Below are 17031 nucleotides of genomic sequence, written 5' to 3'. Positions count from 1 at the left end.
CACCCGGCGGGCGGTTCCGCGTCTGGCAGCGGATCTTTCCCGCGTCGTGGTTGGCGTGCTGTCATGGCGGGTAGCCGGTGTTACCGCCGGGTTTCCCCGGCGGTGACGGATCGGGCGGCCCGGGGAGGTGGCGATGCCGGAGCAGTCGGAGGTGCACCTGCCCGACGGCGTACGCCTGCACGTCGAGGCGTCCGGGCCGGCGGACGCGGAGGTCACGGCGATCCTGCTGCACGGCTGGACGCTGGACGGGCGTAGCTGGCACCGCCAGCGCGCCGCGCTGGACGAGGCGCTCGGCTCGGCGGTGCGGGTGGTCGCGTACGACGCCCGGGGCCACGGCCGGTCGAGCTGCATGCCGCTGCGGACGGCGACTCTGGCCCAGCTCGGCGACGACCTCGCCGCGGTGGTCGACGCGGTCGCCCCGACCGGCCGGGTGGTGCTGATCGGCCACTCGATGGGCGGCATGACGATCATGGAGTACGCGCACCGGCACGCCGCGCACTTCACCGAACGGGTGGCCGGGCTCGCCTTCGTGTCGACCACCGCCGAGGGGCACACCCACACCGTCTACGGGCTCTCCCCGCGCATCGCCCGGCTGATCCGGCTCGCCGAGACCACCGGCGCGGGCGTCCTGGCCCGCTGCGGGTCGTGGCGGCCACCCCGGGCGCTGCTGCGCGCCCTGCGGCCCAGCATCCGGTGGCTGCTCTTCGGCGACCGCTGCGATCCCGCCGACATCCGCCTGGTCACCTCGGCGGTGGCCCGGGCCTCGCTCCGCTCCATCGGCGGGTTCCGCGCCTCCATCGGGGCGCAGCACCGGCTGGAGACACTGGCGGACCTCGCGCACCTGCCGGCCGCCGCGCTCGTCGGCGACCGGGACCGGCTCACGCCGCCGCCGTGCGCCGAGTCGATCGCCGCCGCGCTGCCCGCCACCGAGCTGACCGTCTGCCCCGGCGCGGGCCACATGCTCATGATGGAACGGCCCGACGAGGTGAACGCCGCCCTGCTCGGGGTGCTCCGTGAGGTGCTCGGCCGGCCCGCTCGGGACGGCCGGTCCGCTCCCGCCCTCGGAGCCTGAGCCGACGGCGGCGCACCTCGGACGCGGTACGACCGGCCGGGGCGTACCCTCGTTCGGTTGGCCCGGCGCGCGGCCCGCGAGCCGCGGGCCCGCGCCGACGGGGATCAGGAGCGTGTGTGACCGACCAGACCACCCTGGAGCAGGAGATCGCCGTCGAGCAGCGGCATCTCGACCGGGTGTACGCCCGACTCGCCGAGCTGCGGCGGGCGGCGGTCCGCGCCGAGCGGGACGGCTACCGGCTCGCCCGGGTCGGCAATCTCGGTGCGCTCGTCGAGCGCGACGCCATGGTGTTCCACGCGGCGCAGCGACGGCACGTCCTGGACGCCGAGCACGAGGGGCTCGTCTTCGGCCGCCTCGACCTGCGCGACGGCCAGGTGCTGCACATCGGCCGGCTCGGCATCCGGGACGAGAACGCGGCGAGCCTCGTGGTGGACTGGCGGGCCCCGGCCGCCGCCGCCTTCTACCGGGCCACCCCGGCGCAGCCGCTCGGCGTGGTGCGCCGCCGGACCATCCAGTCCAGCGGCGAGCGGGTCGTCCGGATCGAGGACGACCTGCTCGACCCGGCCGCCGCCCCGCCGGACCTGGCAGTGGTCGGCGACGGCGCGCTCCTGGCGACGCTCTCCCGGGCCACGGGGCGGGGCATGCGCGACATCGTGGCCACCATCCAGCGGGAGCAGGACGAGGCCATCCGCTCCCCCGGCTCCGGCGTGACGATCGTCTCCGGCGGGCCGGGCACCGGCAAGACGGCGGTGGCCCTGCACCGGGCCGCGTACCTGCTCTACACCGACCGCAGCCGGTACGCCGGCGGCGGAATCCTCGTGGTCGGGCCCTCCTCCGTCTTCGTGGAGTACATCGCCTCGGTGCTGCCCTCCCTCGGTGAGGAGACCGCCACCCTGCACTCGCTCGGCACGCTCTTCCCGGGCATGAGCGCCACCCGCACCGATCCGCCGGAGGTGGCGGCCGTGAAGGGGTCGCTGCGGATGCGCCGCGTGCTGGAACGCGCGGTCCGGGACGCGGTGCCCGACGGCCCCACCGAGCTGCGCCTGCTCTACCGGGGTGCGCTGCTGCGGCTGGACCGCAAGGAGCTGGACGGGATCCGGGAACGCGCGCTGCCACGGGGCGCCCGCCGCAACGAGGTGCGCCGGGCCGGCTTCGACGGCGTCTTCGCCGCGCTGTGGGCGCAGGCGCGGCGGCTCGACATCGCCCGCCTGCCCGAGCAGCGGGCCTTCGAGGACGAGATCGCCGACCGGCCGGAGTTCCGGGAGTTCCTCAAGGCCTGGTGGCCCCGGCTGCACCCGCGCCACGTGCTGGGCTGGCTGGCCCGACCGGAGCGGCTGCGCCGGTACGCCGGCGGCGTCCTCTCCGGGGCGGAGATCCGGCTGCTGGCCGAGGCGTACCGGAGCCTGGACACCGAGGGGCTGACGGTCGCCGACATCGCCCTCCTGGACGAGCTGGACGCGCTGCTCGGCAAGCCGGTGCAGCCGCGCCGGCCGAGGCGTGACCCGTTCCAGCTCGCCGGCGGGGTGCGGGAGCTGAGCACGCACGCCGACCGGCAGCGCGCCGCGCGGGAGGCGGCCCGGGAGCGCCCGGCGGACTACCGGGAGTACGCGCACGTCGTGGTGGACGAGGCGCAGGACGTCTCGCCGATGCAGTGGCGGATGATCGGCCGGCGCGGCCGGCTGGCGTCCTGGACGGTGGTGGGCGATCCCGCCCAGACGGCCTGGACGGGTGACCCGGCGGAGCTGACCCGCGCCCGGGACCAGGCGCTGGGGCGCCGCCGCCGGCACCACTTCACGCTCACCACCAACTACCGCAACTCGGCGGAGATCTTCGCGGTGGCGGCCGCCGAGATCCGCCGCCTCGACCCGGACCTGCCGCTGCCCACCGCCGTCCGCTCCACCGGCGTCGAGCCGGTCGAGCTGACGGTGCCGGCGGGCGAGCTGGAGACCACCACGGTGGCGGCGGTGACGGGCCTGCTCGCCGAGGTGGAGGGGACGGTCGGGGTGATCACCCCGGTGTCCCGCCGGGACGAGGTGGCCGGCTGGCTGGGCGGCCTCGGCGCGCCCCGCCTCCAGGTGGTGACCAGCCTGGAGGCGAAGGGCATGGAGTACGACGGGGTGGTGCTGGTGGCGCCGGGCGAGATCCGCGCCGATGCCGGCGTCCGGACGCTCTACGTGGCGCTGTCCCGGGCGACCCAGCGGCTCACCACGATCGAGCCGACCGCCTGAGGCGAACGTCGGACGGGCCGGGTCGCGCCTTCTCCGACAACTGCCCTGGAGGTGCCGGGCGACCTGCTCGGCGTGATCGCCGTGGCGGCGCTCATCGCGGCGACCGGCTGGTGGTGGGCCGACCCGGTGGTGGCGTGGCGATCGGCGTTCTCATCCTCCCCCGCACCTGGCGCCTCGGCCGCACCGCGCGGCGCCGGGCGCCTGCGGCGCCATGGAGTGGTGACGAGCACACGCCCGTCTAGCCCGCTTTTGCGCCATTTTTCCGTGTCTGGGTAGACACACAGAGTCACATCTGCTGCATCAACCACACTGGCCCCGGTAGGCTCGGTCCCGGCCTCCGCCAGGCGGCGCCCACCGGCGCCGGCGGCGGCCGTCGCCTAATCGCCGCGACGCGGCGAGCCGGGGAACCATGTTCGTGGGGTGCATCCGCGCCAGCGGTAGGGATCTTCCGTCCCGAACCCGTCAGCTAACCCGGTCGGCGGCTGACGGAAGGACATGTGCATGCCAGTAGTGGCACCCGTACGACGACATGCCGCCCGGATGGCGGCCCTGATCGCCGCGACGCTCGCCCTCGGCGTCGCGATCGCCCCCGGCACCGCCGAGGCCGCCCCGGTGGCCCGCGCCGCCGCCCCCGGTCAGGACCCGGAAGGTGGCACCCCCTCCCTGCGGGCGCAGCTCGACGCGGCCAGCAAGGGCTGGCTCGACGCCAAGGCCGCCCTCGCCCGCTCCGTCAAACGGCAGCAGGAGCTCACGGCGCAGCTCAAGACGACCGAGGCGGAACTCGCCCAGCGCAGCGGCAAGGTCGGTGAGATCGCCGGGGTCGCGTACCGCACCGGCCGCCTCGGGCCCGTGTCGGCGCTGCTCAACAGCAACACCCCGGAGGGTTTCCTGGACCGCGCGGCGGCTCTCGAGGCCGTCGCCGCCAACGAGGACCGCGCCCTGCGCGACCTCATGGAGACCCGCGACCAGATGACCCGCACCCGGGCGGCGCTCGACGGCGAGATCCGCGAGGAACGCAAGCAGGTCGCCGTGATGGCCAAGCGCAAGGAACAGGCCGAACGCGCGCTCGAGGTGGCCAACGCCAAGGCCGCGCGCACCACCGACAGCTCCAACCGCGGCACCTCCACGGCGAACGCCGCACCGGCCCCGCGCAACTCCGACGGCTCCTGGCCGAAGGAGTCGTGCAGCGTCAACGACCCCACCCCCGCGAACGGGTGCATCACCCCGCGCATGCTGCACGCGCTCAACCAGGCCAAGGCCGCCGGCTTCACCCGCTACGTCTCCTGCTACCGCAGCGGCGGCTCCGGCGAGCATCCCAAGGGCCGGGCCTGCGACTTCGCCGCACAGAAGAACGGCTTCGGCGGCGACGCCACCGGCGGCGACAAGACGTACGGCAACAACCTGTCGGCGTACTTCATCCGCAACTCCGACCGGCTCGCCGTGCTCTACGTGATCTGGTACCGCCAGATCTGGCTGCCCAGCAGCGGATGGAAGTCGTACAGCGGGGCGGGCGGGGACCCCTCCAGCGACCACACCAACCACGTGCACCTGTCGGTGTACTGACCGCGGCGGGTGGCCCGTCCCCGTGCCGGGCCACCCGCACTACGTCCCGGAGCGTAGGAGCGGTGTCGTTCCTCGCCGGACGCCCGGGCGGGCCGGCGCGGGCAGCATCGCGGACATGACCCGGACACCGCGCACCGCCCGCAAGGCCCTGCTCACCCTGCACCTCGTCACCTCGCTGGGGTGGCTCGGCGCCGACCTGGTGCTGCTGACCCTCGGCGTCGCCGTGCTGCGCGGCGCCGACCCCGACGTCGTCTACCCGGTCGCCGCGCTGGTCGGCACGGCGCTGTTCGCCCCGCTCAGCGTCGTGGTGTGGGTCGTCGGTGTGCTCAGCGCCCTGCTGACGCCGTGGGGACTGCTCCGGCACCGCTGGGTGCTCGTCAAGCTGCTGATCACCACGGTGATGGTGCTGCTGGTGCTGTTCCTGCTCACGCCGAACCTGCGCGCCGCCGGCGAACTCGGCGCCGCCCTGCCGCCCGGCGACCGGGCCGACCTGGTGATCGCGCCCACCGTGTCGACCAGCCTCATGGTCGTCGCGACAGTGCTCTCCACGTACAAGCCGTGGGGGCGGCTGCGGCGGGCCACGCCCCCGCCGCGCCGGCGCGCCACGGTGACCGGGCGCACCGGCGGCTGACCGCTCAGGCCGCCGGGGTCGGGCCGCCCGCCTCGCGGTCGAGCGCCGCGCCGAGCCGCGTCGCCAGCGCGAGGTGGGCGGCGCGGGCCTGCCGGAAGGCGTACGGGAACAGCGGCGCCGGCGCCGCGAGGGTGATCTCCACGTCGATCCGCACCAGGCCACCCGGCTCGGTGTGCAGGCGGGTGTGGTTGCGCACCGTGGTGGCGGGCCACTGCCGGGCCACCGTCACGATCTCGTCGTCCCCGCTCGTCAGGACGTCGGCCTGGTAGGTGACCGGGAACCGCAGCGGCCCGGCCGCGAGCCGGTCGGTGACGGCGTAGCTGGCCAGCGCGCCCGGCCGGGGCGGCACCCGGCGGACCCGGACGATCAGCGGATGCAACTCGCCCTGCCGCGTGAGGTCACCGAGCAGCGCCATGGCGTCGGCGAGCGCGCACCGCGCCTGGACGGTGTAACTGAACGAATCCCGCCTGAGCACCCCGTCTCCCGCCGACGTCGCTCGGCCGATCCTCACCCACGGCGGCGGGGCTGGCAACAACGCGGGGAGCGCGGCGCGGATGCCGCGCCTTCGGATACCGGTCGCATGACGGTCACCAGGCGGGGAACTGCGACGTCACGGGCCGACGGAGGGGCGCATGGACGGTACGGCGGGCGAGCGCGCGGGCACGGGCACGAACGGGCACGTCATGGTCTTCGCGCCCACTCCCCTGCTGACGGTGACCGTGGACCAGCCGGCCGGCCAGCCGGAGATCCACCTGCACCCGGGCGGGCAGGGGGTCTGGCAGGCCCGGATGATCATGTCGCTGGGCGGCGAGGTGGTGCTCTGCACGGCCCTCGGCGGCGAGATCGGCCAGGTGCTGGAGCCCCTGCTGGTGAGCGAGGGGGTGGACCTCAAGGTGGTCGTGCGCGACTCGGGCAGCGGCGGGTACGTGCACGACCGGCGCGGCGGCACCCGGCGGGAGATCGTCGACGTGCCCGGCCAGCCGCTCGGCCGGCACGAGCTGGACGAGCTCTACAACCTGGCGCTCGGGGAGGGCCTGCGGGCCGCCGTCAGCGTGCTGAGCGGCCCCAACGACCCCACGCTCGTCCCGCCGGAGCTGTACCGGCGGTTCGCCGCCGACCTGGGCGCCAACGGCGGGCGGGTCGTGGTCGACCTGTCCGGCGAGCACCTCACCGCCGTGCTGGACAGCGGGGTCTTCTTCCTTAAAGTGAGCCACGAGGAGCTGATCCGGGACGGCCGCTCCGCCGGCGACGACGAGGACCAGCTCGCCCGCGCCATGTACGACCTGCACGCCGCCGGGGCCGAGAGCGTCGTGGTCAGCCGGGCCGACCGGCCGGCGCTGGCGCTGGTCGACGGCGAGGTGTTCGAGGTGGAGATGCCGCGCCTCCAGGCGGCCGACCCGCGGGGCGCGGGCGACTCGATGACCGCCGGGGTGGCCGCCGTGGTGGCCGGCGGGGGCGACCTGCGCACGGCCATCCGTACGGGCGCGGCCGCGGGAGCCCTGAACGTCACCCGGCACGGGCTCGGCACCGGACGGCTCGACTCGATCAGCGGCCTCGTCGACCGGGTGCGGCTGGTCCCGGCCGTCGCCCGGCCGCAGGAGCGCACCACCCCGGACGAACTGGCCGACCGGGCGGCCGAGCGATGACGCTGCGGGTGCTCGTCACCAACGACGACGGGATCGGCGCGCCCGGCATCCTGGCGCTGGCGCGGGAGGCCGTGGAGCGCGGCCTGGACGTCGTGGTCGCCGCCCCGCTCGAGGAGGCGAGCGGCATGAGCGCCGCGATGACCGCGGTGGAGCAGGAGGGACACGTCGTCGTCCGCGACCACCCGCTGGTCGAGCTGCCGGGCGTCCCCGCGTACGGGGTCGGCGGCTCGCCGGGCTTCATCGCGCTCATCGCGATGCACGGCGCGTTCGGGCCGCCGCCGTCGGCCGTGCTGTCCGGCGTCAACCGGGGCGCCAACGCGGGGCGCGCCGTCCTGCACTCCGGCACCGTCGGCGCCGCCTTCACGGCCGCCGCGAACGGCTGCCGGGCGATGGCCGTCTCGCTCGACGTCCTGTCCGCAGGGGAGGCCACCGCGGCGAGCGGCGGCGCCGCCGTGACCGCCGCCGCGCGGGTACGCGACACCGACCGGCACTGGTCGACCGCCGCCCGGGTCGCCCTCGACCTGCTGCCCCGGCTCACCGCCGCCCCGGTGGAGAGCGTGCTCAACGTCAACGCGCCCGACCTGCCGCACGAACGGCTGCGCGGGGTACGCCGGGCCTCGCTCGCCACCTTCGGCCAGGTGCAGATGACGGTGGCCGAGGCCGGGCACGGCTTCGTCCGTACCTCCCTGGAGGAGCCCGGCCAGGCGGCGCAGGCCGGCACGGACGTGGCGCTGCTCGCCCAGGGGTACGCCTCGGTGACGGCCATCCGGGCGGTCACCGAGGTCACCGACGTGGACCTGTCCGACCTGGACGGGCGCTGACCACGCCCGAGCGGCGGCGCCGTGAAGTGCCGGCCCGGGGCGCTGTCCCGGCCGTCCCATGACGGCGGGCGTGAGGCGGGCGTCAGACGGCGGCGGGCGTCAGACGAGAGCGCGGGCGTGAGGCGGGCGTCCCGCGGCGGCGCGGCCTTCAGACGGGAGCGCGGGCGTCAGTGGCGCGGGTCAGGCGCCCGGGAGCACCTCGGGCTGCGCGGTGCCCGCGTAGTAGGGCTCCGGTGCGCCGAAGAGCCCGAGCAGGCCGGTCACCCAGAGCTGCCGGTGCACGAACCGGCTGGGCTCGGTGACCACCAGCTTGACGCCGCTGACCTCGGCGGTCTGGAAGCCGGCGACCATCGCGCTGATACCGACGGAGTCGATGAACGTGACCAGTCGCATGTTGAGCTCGATGCGGGTCGGGCGGCCCTTGGCCAGGACCTCGGCGATCGCCTCGCGCACCTCGTAGGCGGTGTCGACATCGATCTCGCCCCGCGGGGCGATCTCCACCACACCACCGGACAGAACCGACTTCACGATCGACAGGCTCACGCGAGCACCTCCACCCGCCCGTCCCCCGGGCGCCTCGTCAGTACGCGGGCCGCGACCGAGCGTATTCCTCCGACGGCCTCGGTCGCCACCCCGGGGGATGAGCAATTCGCGGATCAGGGCACGACTCGTCACCCTTGTCCGGACTCTTCTGTTCGTCACTTCGTTCACCGGTTCGCCAGGACCGGCGGTCGCGGACCCAGAGTAACCGGTGGCGGCCAGGGGGGTCGAAACGGCGCGTCCCGGGCGCGTCCACCACGCCCCGGAACGGGACGATCCGGGCAGCACGCCCGGGCCGGAGGTTGCCCGGGCTGCCTAGCATCGGCCGGGAGCCCACGACGGAGAGGACGATCAATGATCAAGAAACTCGCCGGGCTGGCCGGTGTCACCGCGCTGCTCGCCCTCGTACTGGCCTGCGGCTTCGGCGGCGGGGACGACGACGATGACGACGACGACTTCGCCCGCGGCCCGGTGGTGGTCCTGGTCCGCTGACGTGACCACCGGCGCCCGTCGGCGTCCGTGAGAGCAACGCCGGCGTCGCCCGCGAAGCGTCGGGGGCGCGGGCAGCGCCGGGCGCGGGCGGCTCCGGCGTCGCCGGGGACCCTCGCGGGCGGGGGCGTCCCTGCCGCCGGCGCGTGAGCGCGCGGGGAGCATCGGGCGTGGGCAGCGCCAGCGTCGCCGGGCAGCGCCGGGTGCGGGGAGCGTCCGCGCCGCTGGCGCGTGGGGCGCCTTCGGGGCCTCGATGCGTGGCGAGGCGTCTACGGCCGGCCGTCGCGTACCGACCGCCGACGCGGCCGACACGTGGGGAGCGTTTGCGGCGTCGACGGGCGGGGCACTGGCGGGTAGGCCAACCCGCGACGCGCCGGACGCGGCGGCTGCCGCCGCGTCCGGCACCCCGAGGAGGTAAACCCGATGTTCGGAAGCACCCTGCTGGACCGCCGCAGCAGACCGGAACGGATCGCGGACCAGGCGTGGCAGAACCTGCTCTCCGCCGTGAACGCCGCCGGGGACAGCGTCCGCGACACCGCCCGCTCCGCCCGGCGCGGCGGCAACCGGCTCGGTGACGGCGCCGGCGAGCTGGTCGGCTCCGCCGCCGAGGAGGCACGCCGCCGGGCCGTCCTCGCCTTCGACGCGCTCGCCGGCCGGCGGCCGGCGCTGCCGTGGACCCTGCTGGTCGGCGTCGCCCTCGCCGGCGTCGCGATCGGCTGGGCCGTGGGTACGGCCGCCCGGGCGGCGGGCAGCCGGGAGGACCACGCCGTGGAGGACATCGAGTTCGTGGACGTCGACCGCCCCAACTCCCCCGTCAACCTCGACACCTGACCCCACCCTCCGCCCTACCCACCCCGCCCCCGCGCCCACCGGGGTCGATCATGAGGTTATTGCCGCGACACGCCGCGCGGGCCGGCAATAACCTCATGATCGACGCGCAAGGGCCGCGGGAGGACCGCGCAAGGGACGCGGGAGGACCGGGCGGGCCGGGCGGGCGGGCGGGTCAGAAGGCGTTGATCAAGGTTGGGGCGCGCTCGGCTCGGGTCAGGGCGCGCAGGACGGCGGGCTGGCCGTGCCGGCGTACGGCGAGCCGGGCGAGCAGGGACAGCACCGGCTCGATCACCTCCTCGGGCAGCTCCGGCGTGGGTACGCCGACGCTGACCGCCAGGTCGTCGGAGTGCACCGCCAGTTCCATGAGCCGGGTGGTCAGGAAGTCGTCGAGGGTGAGCGACCACGGCCCCCGGGCCAGATGCACGACCCGGTCGGCCGGTTCGCCGGGCAGCGCGCCGGCCAACCGTTCCACCGCCGCCTCGGTCCGCGTGACGAGGGCGGCGGCGCCATCCTCGGCGATCTCCTCCCCCACCCGGCGGATGCCCACGTTCACCTCGTGGTCGACGCCGGCCCCGGCCCAGGTGCCCCGCGCGTAGTGGTCGAGCAGGCCGATGGGTTCGCCCGGCGGCACCGGCGCGGCGAGCATGGTCTCGACCTGGAAGACCTGCGAGGCGAGGTGCCCGGCGAGACCGGCGACGCGGAACTCGGCCAGCGCGCTGGGCGTGTCCCAGCGCGCGGCGACGGCCGGGTCGGCCAGCAGCCGTACGGCTGACCGCGCGGCGGTGAGGTATGACGTCCGGATCGCCGTCATGGCGTACCTCCTCAAGGGGTGGGATCCGACGAGCCTATGACCCTCCATGATCGGCGGCTCGCCGGCCGGGGAGGTCACCCGGCCCGGGCGAGGGCGGCTCACCCGGACCGGCGGCAGCATCGCTGCAGGCGAGGGTGCGTGCCGGAGCCGCCCCACCCGACCGGAGGAGGGAGAGATGGCCACCGAGACGACCACCCGTACGGACCAGGACATCCAGTCCGACGTCCTCGACGAGCTGACCTGGGAACCGCGGGTCCGACCGCACGAGATCGGGGTGACCGTGTCCGAGGGCGTGGTGACGCTCACCGGGCGTGTGGACAGCTACGCGAAGAAGTGGGCCGCCGAACGCGCGGCGCACCGCGTGCCGCGGGTACGCGCGGTCGCCAACGACGTCACCGTCCAGCTGCCCGGCGGTGCGGAGCGGGCCGACCCGGAGGTCGCCGCCGCGGTCGGGCACGCGCTGGAGTGGGACGCGTTCGTGCCGATCGAGCAGGTGCAGGTCACCGTGTCGGGCGGCTGGGTCACCCTGCACGGCGAGGTCGAGTGGGAGTACCAGCGGCGGGCCGCCGAACGGGCCGTGAGCCGGCTGGCCGGCGTACGCGGGGTGAGCAACGGGATCACCGTCCGCCCCTCGGTCCGCCCCGACGGGCGTGAACTGACCGAACGGATCGTCGACGCCCTGGCCCGCAACCGGGCCACCGAGGCCGAACGGGTCACGGTGCGGGTGCATGGCGACACGGTGGTGCTCACCGGGCTGGTGCACTCGATGCCCGAGCGCGCCGAGGTGGAGCGGGTGGCGTGGTCCGCCCCGGGGATCCGGGAGGTGCAGAACCGCCTCGCCGTCGCCCCGGTGCTGCGCTGAACCACCCGGCCGGGGTGAGCCGCCCTCACCCCGTCGCGCGCGAGCGTGGGAGTCATGACTGATTCGAACGGGCTGATCGAACCGGGGCGGCGGGCGCCCGACTTCTCCCTGCCCGCCACCCCGGACGGGCGGCACACCGGACCGGCGCAGTACCGCGGCCGGCCGGTGGTCCTCGCGTTCTACCCGGCCGACTGGAGCCCCGTCTGCGGTGACCAGATGGTGCTCTACCAGGCCGCCAAGCCGGAGTTCGACCGGTACGGGGCGGCGGTGCTGGGCATCTCGGTCGACAGTCTCTGGTCGCACCGGGCGTTCGCGCAGAGCCAGGGGATCGAGTTCCCGCTGCTGGCGGACTTCGAGCCCAAGGGCGCGGTGGCCCGCGCGTACGGCGCCTACACCCCGCGTGGCGAAGCCGCCCGGGCGCTGGTGGTGCTCGACCCGGACGGCACGGTTGCCTGGAGCCACATCTCGCCGCCGGAGGTGAACCCGGGCGCGGACGGCATCCTCGACGCACTGGAACGGCTGCGCAGCGGCCGGGAGGTGATGGCCGGATGACGACCCCCCTGCAGGTCACCGCCCGTCTCCGGACGCCGGTGACCGGAGCCGACCACGTCCGGGGCGCGGCCGACGCCCCGGTGACCGTCGTCGAGTACGGCGACTTCCAGTGCCAGTACTGCGGTGCGGCGTACCCGAACCTGACCGAGCTGCTCCGGCAGCGGGAGGGAACGGTACGCCTCGTCTACCGCTACTTCCCGATCGCCAACGTGCACCCGTACGCCGAGCGTGCCGCGGAGGCCGCCGAGGCGGCCGGGGTCCGGGGCCGGTTCTGGGACATGCACGACTGGCTCTACGAGCACCAGGACCAGCTCGACCCCGTGCACCTGTCGCTCGGCGTCGAGCAGCTCGGCCTGCCACCCGACGAGATCGCCGCCGAGGTGGACAAGCAGGCGCACGCCGACCGGGTGCGGCGGGACTTCGTGGGCGGGATCCGCAGCGGCGTGAACGGCACGCCCACGCTCTTCGTCAACGACGTCCGTCACGACGGGGGCTACGCGCTGCCCGAACTGCTCGCCGCGGTCGACGCCGCCGCGGACACGTGACCGTGCAGGCCCGGCACCCGACGTCGCCGCCCGCGGCCCGCCAGGGTCGCGGGCGGCGCGTGCTCAGATCAGCCGCAGCTCGCGTGCCCGGCGCACCGCCTCGCGCCGGCGGGTCGCGTCGAGCTTGCGGTAGATGTTGCGCACGTGCGTCTTCACCGTGTTGACCGACAGTGACAGCTCGCTGGCGATCTCCACGTTGGAGAGGATGCTCTGCAGGTAGCGCAGGATCGTGAGTTCCCGCTCGGTGAGCGGCTCCTCCAGCGTGGGGCCCGGCTCGGCCGCGCCCCGCTCGGCCGGTTCGTCGGCGACCCGGACCAGGTCGCTCACCATCGACCAGTGGGCGGTGCCGCTGTCGAGGTGGGCGGCGAGCAGGTCCCGCACCGCCGGGTCGGCACGGGTGAAGACCCGGCGGAAGCCGTCCGGGGCGGCCAGGTCGAGCACCTGTTCGAGGAGCCGGCCCGCGCGGCGTGCGTCCCCGTCCCGACCGGCGAGGGCCGCGTGCAGCAGGCCGGCCTCGAGGCGTACGGGCAACGGCCAGCCGGCCGCGTCGGTCCCCTCCCAGTCCGGCAGCACCCGCCCGGCGGCCCGGGGATCGCCGGCGCGCAGCTCGACGCGGGCCAGTGCCACCGCGAGCGGCGCCACCGGCTCCACCCGCTCGTGGACCGGCCCGGCGAGCAGGTCGCGCGCGGCGTCGAGGTCGCCGCGCGCGCCGAGCAGGTCGGCGTCCGCGGCGAGCAGCCGGTGTGTCAGCTCCGCCGCCTGCGGCCGGCCGGCGAGCCGCTGCCGGGCCTCGGCGAGGATCCGGTGGCCGGCGGCGGGTTCGTTGCGGTCGTGCAGCAGCAGCGCCCGGCAGAGCGCCCCCACCGCGGCGGCGGCCGTCTCCGCCTCCCCGGGTCCCGGCGCCGCACCGGGCTCGCCGCCGGTCGCCGGCCCGGCGAGCGCCAGGTCCGCCGCGGCCTCCTCGGGCCGGTCGCGGTGCAGCGCCACGAGGGCCAGGGCCAGGTGGGCGTACGCGCAGTCGAGCCGGCACGCCCAGCCGTGGCAGGGCGGCATCGCGAGGGCCGCCCGCGCCGACGTCTCCGCCGCGCGCAACTCCCCGCGCATCGCCTGCAGCAGCGCGGACCGGCTGAGGCAGACCAGTTCGGTGCGGGGCCGTCCGGCCTCCCGCGCCGCGTGCAGGGCCCGGGCGAAGCGCGCGGCGGGCAGCTGCCCCTCGGCCAGCTCGACGAGGCCGAGCGCCGTGCCGGCGAACGCGCGCAGGTCGGCGTCCTCGGTGGCGCCGCCCCGGGGTCCCGCCGTGCTCGGCGCCAGCGCCTCCGGGACCTCGTTGGCGGTCGACGTCCGTGCCCCGGCCACCCCGGTCCCGGGCGGCGGCGTCCGCGGCTCGGCTGCCTCGCCGGTACGGGGAGAGACCTCCGGGCGCGCCACCCCGCCGCGCGCGGCAACCTCGCCCACGGCTCCGGGGGCGGGGGACGGCGGCGGGGCGCCCCGGGCGCGGATCAGGCGGGCGGCCGCGGCACGTACCTCGTGGTGGTCGCCGGCGAGCCGGGCCAGGGTGAGTTCCACGGCGGTCGCGAGCCGGAGGAACCGGTCCCGGCGGGGCGTGGGCAGCGTGCCAGCGTACGCCGCGGCGGCCCGCAGGTGCGCGGCGGCCGCCGCCCCGTCACCGGCGTTCGCCCGCTCGGCCGCGCAGGCGAGGGCGAGTTCCGGGTCGCGGCGTACGGCCTCGGGCGGCGGGGGCGTCGGGGCGGGACCGGCCGGTTCGCCCCCGTCGTACGGGGCCAGCTCGGGCCACCGCGCGACGAAGAGTTCGGTCGCCCGGTCCCAGTGGCCGGCGGCGAGCGCGTGCCGCAGCCCCTCGGCGGGCCGCCCGTTGTCGGCGTACCAGCCGGCGGCCCGCAGGTGCAGCTCCCGCACCTCCTCGTCGGGCAGCCGGGCCAGCTCGGCCCGGAGCAGGTCGGCCAGCAGCGGGTGGCACCGGTACCACGGCGGTCGGCTCTCGTCGCGGCTGAGCAGCCCGCCGTCGCCGGCCAGGCCGGCCAGGACCCGCTCGGCGTCGGACCCGCCGGTGAGGGCGTCGGCCAGGTCGGCGCAGACGGTCTCGGCCAGCGCGGTGCGGCGCAGCAGGTCGCGGGCGGCCGGGTCGACGGCCGCGAGCACCTCCTCGTGCAGGTACCCGGCGATGTCGGGCTGGTCCCCGCCGAACTGCTCGACCCAGCGGGCCGGGTCGGGCTGCCGGCGCAGCGCCAGCGCGGCGAAGCGGAGCGCCGCCGGCCACCCACCGGACCGCGTCCGCAGCCGGCGCAGGGACTCCCCCGGCAGCGTCACGCCGTGCGCGGCCAGCAGGTCGGCCACCTCGTCGTCGGTGAACGCGAGATCGTCGGGGCCGATCTCGGTCAGCTCCCCGGACAGCCGCAGGCGGTGCACCGGCAGCGGCAGCCCGGCCCGCGCCCCGATGACCAGGCGCAGCCGCTGCTCCGTGTGGCGGAGCAGGAAGTCCAGGCCGGAGAGCGCCGCCGGGTCGGTCACCCGGTGCAGGTCGTCGAGGACGAGCAGCACCGGCCGCTCGCGGGCGGCGAGCGCGGCGGCGAGCAGTTCCAGCTGGTCGGGGCGGGGTGGCCGGTCCGGGACGGGAGCGTCGTCGTGCGCCGGACCCGCGCCGGCGCGCAGGGCCGCCGCGAGGTACGACCAGAGGCGGTCGCCGTCGTCGCCCGCCTCGACGGACAGCCACGCCGGTGCGGGACGGTCGCTGTCGGCGACGCTGCCGTCCCCGCGTACGTCGGCGCCCTCGCCCGCGCTGGCGCCGGCCAGGCGGGTCCAGGCGGCGAGCAGCGTGGTCTTCCCCCAGCCCGCCGGCGCGCTGACCAGCGTGACCGGTCCGGCGGCGCCCGCGTCGAGCCGGCGCAGCAGCCGGGGCCGGGCCACCACCGGCTCGGGCGGCGCGGGCGGCGACAGCCGGGACGCGAGCAGCGGCGGACCGAGCCGGCGCGTGGCCTCCACCCGTACGTCACTTGCCTGCTCCGGCATCCGGCCCACCCCCACGGACGCGTTCCACCCCCGGTCGGCGGGCGGTTACCCGGCGCGGGGCGGTTCACCCCTTCGGGGCGAGCGGCGGGAGCCCGCCGCGTCGCGTGGGACGGACGCCCGGGGACGATCCGGACGCGGACGGCGTGCGAGGCGGACCGGTGGCAGACTCGCGGGATGGCCGGGGAGCGGACGTACGACGTGGTGCTGTTCGGGGCGAGCGGGTTCACCGGCGGCCTGACCGCCGAGTACCTGGCCCGCCACGCGCCGCCCGGGCTGCGGTGGGCGTTGGCCGGGCGTGATCCGGACAAGCTCCGCGCCGTCCGCGACCGCCTCGCCGCCGTCGACCCCGCGCTGGCCGGGCTGCCGATGCTGACGGCCGACGTGTCCGACCCCGGCTCGGTGCGGGCCCTGGCGGAGCGCACCCGGGTGGTCGCCAGCACCGTGGGCCCCTTCATCCGGCACGGGGAACCGCTGGTAGCCGCGTGCGCCCGGGCGGGCACCGACTACGTGGACATCACGGGCGAGCCCGAGTTCGTCGACCTCATGTACCTGCGGCACCACGCCGAGGCGGTGCGCACCGGGGCGCGGCTCGTGCACGCCTGCGGCTTCGACTCGATCCCGCACGACCTGGGCGCCTGGTTCACCGTCCGGCAGCTCCCCGCAGACGTGCCGATCACCGTGGACGGGTTCGTCCGCGCGGGCGGGCGGTTCTCCGCCGGGACGTACCATTCGGCGCTCATCTCCTTCTCCCGCACGTCGGAGGCGAGCCGGGTGGCCCGCGAGCGACGGGCGGTCGAGCCCCGGCCGCGGGGGCGGCGGGTCCGCGCGGTCCCGGGCCGGTTCTCCCGCTCCCCCGAGCTGGGCATGTGGGCGGTGCCGCTGCCCACCATCGACCCGCAGGTGGTCCGCCGGTCGGCCGCCGCCCGCCCGGAGTACGGTCCGGACTTCCGCTACCGGCACTTCGCCGCGGTGAAGCGGCTGCCCACCGTGCTGGCCGCCGCCGTGGCGCTCGGCGGCGCCGCCGGGCTCATGCGGCTGGGGCCGAGCCGGCGCTGGCTGCTCGGCCGGCTCGCCTCCGGGCAGGGGCCCACGCCGGAGCAGCGGGCGCGCTCGTGGTTCCGGGTCCGCTTCGTCGGTACGGGCGGCGGCCGGCAGGTCCGCACCGAGGTGGCCGGCGGCGATCCCGGTTACGAGGAGACCGCGAAGATGCTCGCCGAGTCGGCGCTCTGCCTCGCCCTGGACGACCTGCCCCCGGCCGCCGGTCAGCTCACGCCGGTCACCGCCATGGGCGAGGCGCTGCTCGACCGGCTCACCCGCGCGGGGATCACGTTCCGGGTGCTCGGCCCGACCGCCGGGACGCCGTCGTGACGTGTCCACAGCTCGTGGGTTGACCCTCGACCAGGTTGAGAGGGC

Annotated in this window: 16 protein-coding genes, 1 pseudogene and 1 riboswitch; of the genes and pseudogenes, 13 read left to right on the top strand and 4 right to left on the bottom strand. The window is 76.3% G+C overall.

Translation table 11 applies throughout. The features are described from left to right. Positions 1-133: 133 nt before the first annotated feature. The 5 genes and pseudogenes from OG994_RS01005 (at position 134) to OG994_RS00985 (ending at position 5494) form a co-directional block, all read left to right on the top strand. Positions 134-1072 (top strand): alpha/beta fold hydrolase, encoded by a 939-nt coding sequence (locus OG994_RS01005; protein WP_328851917.1) that lies wholly within the window; start codon positions 134-136, stop codon positions 1070-1072. A gap of 116 nt (positions 1073-1188) precedes the next feature. After that, the gene (locus tag OG994_RS01000; RefSeq protein ID WP_328851916.1) at positions 1189-3300 is read left to right on the top strand and encodes a HelD family protein; all 2112 of its coding nucleotides are present in this window, start codon (positions 1189-1191) and stop codon (positions 3298-3300) included. 45 nt (positions 3301-3345) lie between these two features. After that, a pseudogene (locus tag OG994_RS00995) lies at positions 3346-3494 on the top strand (cation diffusion facilitator family transporter); the annotation flags it as partial. Positions 3495-3664: 170 nt separating this feature from the next. Then, a riboswitch (cyclic di-AMP (ydaO/yuaA leader) is annotated at positions 3665-3797 on the top strand. 4 nt (positions 3798-3801) lie between these two features. Beyond that, complete coding sequence (locus OG994_RS00990; RefSeq protein WP_120330347.1) at positions 3802-4863, top strand: coiled-coil domain-containing protein; 1062 nt, start codon at positions 3802-3804, stop codon at positions 4861-4863. 115 nt (positions 4864-4978) lie between these two features. Beyond that, a complete protein-coding gene (locus OG994_RS00985) occupies positions 4979-5494 on the top strand; it encodes a hypothetical protein (RefSeq protein WP_120330346.1) in 516 nt (171 codons plus the stop codon). A 4-nt stretch (positions 5495-5498) separates the two neighbouring features. On the opposite strand, the gene OG994_RS00980 is transcribed toward OG994_RS00985, so the two are convergent. Continuing rightward, a complete protein-coding gene (locus OG994_RS00980) occupies positions 5499-5969 on the bottom strand; it encodes an SRPBCC family protein (protein ID WP_328851915.1) in 471 nt (156 codons plus the stop codon). Between the two features lie 157 nt (positions 5970-6126). Between OG994_RS00980 and OG994_RS00975 the strand changes: the two genes are divergently transcribed. Together OG994_RS00975 and surE are read left to right on the top strand one after the other, a co-directional pair. Beyond that, the gene (locus tag OG994_RS00975; RefSeq protein WP_240033086.1) at positions 6127-7140 is read left to right on the top strand and encodes a PfkB family carbohydrate kinase; all 1014 of its coding nucleotides are present in this window, start codon (positions 6127-6129) and stop codon (positions 7138-7140) included. Further along, positions 7137-7961 (top strand): 5'/3'-nucleotidase SurE, encoded by an 825-nt coding sequence (surE, locus tag OG994_RS00970; protein ID WP_328851914.1) that lies wholly within the window; start codon positions 7137-7139, stop codon positions 7959-7961. The genes OG994_RS00975 and surE overlap by 4 nt, the downstream gene beginning before the upstream one ends. Positions 7962-8141: 180 nt before the next feature. Here surE and OG994_RS00965 read toward each other — a convergent pair whose 3' ends face one another. Next, positions 8142-8504, bottom strand: a complete 363-nt coding sequence (locus OG994_RS00965; protein ID WP_120330343.1) for an STAS domain-containing protein — start codon at positions 8502-8504, stop codon at positions 8142-8144. 351 nt (positions 8505-8855) lie between these two features. Here OG994_RS00965 and OG994_RS00960 point away from each other — a divergent pair, with 351 nt between their 5' ends. Then, complete coding sequence (locus tag OG994_RS00960; RefSeq protein WP_158610131.1) at positions 8856-8993, top strand: hypothetical protein; 138 nt, start codon at positions 8856-8858, stop codon at positions 8991-8993. Between the two features lie 420 nt (positions 8994-9413). Continuing rightward, complete coding sequence (locus OG994_RS00955) at positions 9414-9821, top strand: hypothetical protein (protein ID WP_120330342.1); 408 nt, start codon at positions 9414-9416, stop codon at positions 9819-9821. 172 nt (positions 9822-9993) lie between these two features. Here OG994_RS00955 and OG994_RS00950 read toward each other — a convergent pair whose 3' ends face one another. After that, on the bottom strand, positions 9994-10632 hold the full coding sequence (locus OG994_RS00950) for a maleylpyruvate isomerase N-terminal domain-containing protein (RefSeq protein ID WP_328851913.1): 639 nt from the start codon (positions 10630-10632) through the stop codon (positions 9994-9996). Between the two features lie 175 nt (positions 10633-10807). Between OG994_RS00950 and OG994_RS00945 the strand changes: the two genes are divergently transcribed. The 3 genes from OG994_RS00945 to OG994_RS00935 are packed head-to-tail and all read left to right on the top strand — an operon-like array spanning position 10808 to position 12591. After that, positions 10808-11494 carry a BON domain-containing protein gene (locus OG994_RS00945; RefSeq protein ID WP_120330340.1) on the top strand — a complete coding sequence of 229 codons (687 nt, stop codon included), beginning with the start codon at positions 10808-10810 and terminating at the stop codon, positions 11492-11494. A 54-nt stretch (positions 11495-11548) separates the two neighbouring features. Next, on the top strand, positions 11549-12046 hold the full coding sequence (locus tag OG994_RS00940) for a redoxin domain-containing protein (protein WP_120330339.1): 498 nt from the start codon (positions 11549-11551) through the stop codon (positions 12044-12046). Beyond that, a complete protein-coding gene (locus OG994_RS00935) occupies positions 12043-12591 on the top strand; it encodes a DsbA family protein (protein ID WP_120330338.1) in 549 nt (182 codons plus the stop codon). The genes OG994_RS00940 and OG994_RS00935 overlap by 4 nt, the downstream gene beginning before the upstream one ends. 63 nt (positions 12592-12654) lie before the next feature. Here OG994_RS00935 and OG994_RS00930 read toward each other — a convergent pair whose 3' ends face one another. Then, positions 12655-15618 carry a LuxR C-terminal-related transcriptional regulator gene (locus OG994_RS00930; RefSeq protein WP_120330418.1) on the bottom strand — a complete coding sequence of 988 codons (2964 nt, stop codon included), beginning with the start codon at positions 15616-15618 and terminating at the stop codon, positions 12655-12657. Between the two features lie 174 nt (positions 15619-15792). Between OG994_RS00930 and OG994_RS00925 the strand changes: the two genes are divergently transcribed. Beyond that, the gene (locus OG994_RS00925; RefSeq protein WP_328851912.1) at positions 15793-16986 is read left to right on the top strand and encodes a saccharopine dehydrogenase family protein; all 1194 of its coding nucleotides are present in this window, start codon (positions 15793-15795) and stop codon (positions 16984-16986) included. The last annotated feature ends 45 nt before the right edge of the window (positions 16987-17031 follow it).

Source organism: Micromonospora globbae, from assembly GCF_036184225.1.
GTDB classification, from domain to species: domain Bacteria; phylum Actinomycetota; class Actinomycetes; order Mycobacteriales; family Micromonosporaceae; genus Micromonospora; species Micromonospora globbae.
This window is presented reverse-complemented; position numbering and strand designations above follow the sequence as displayed.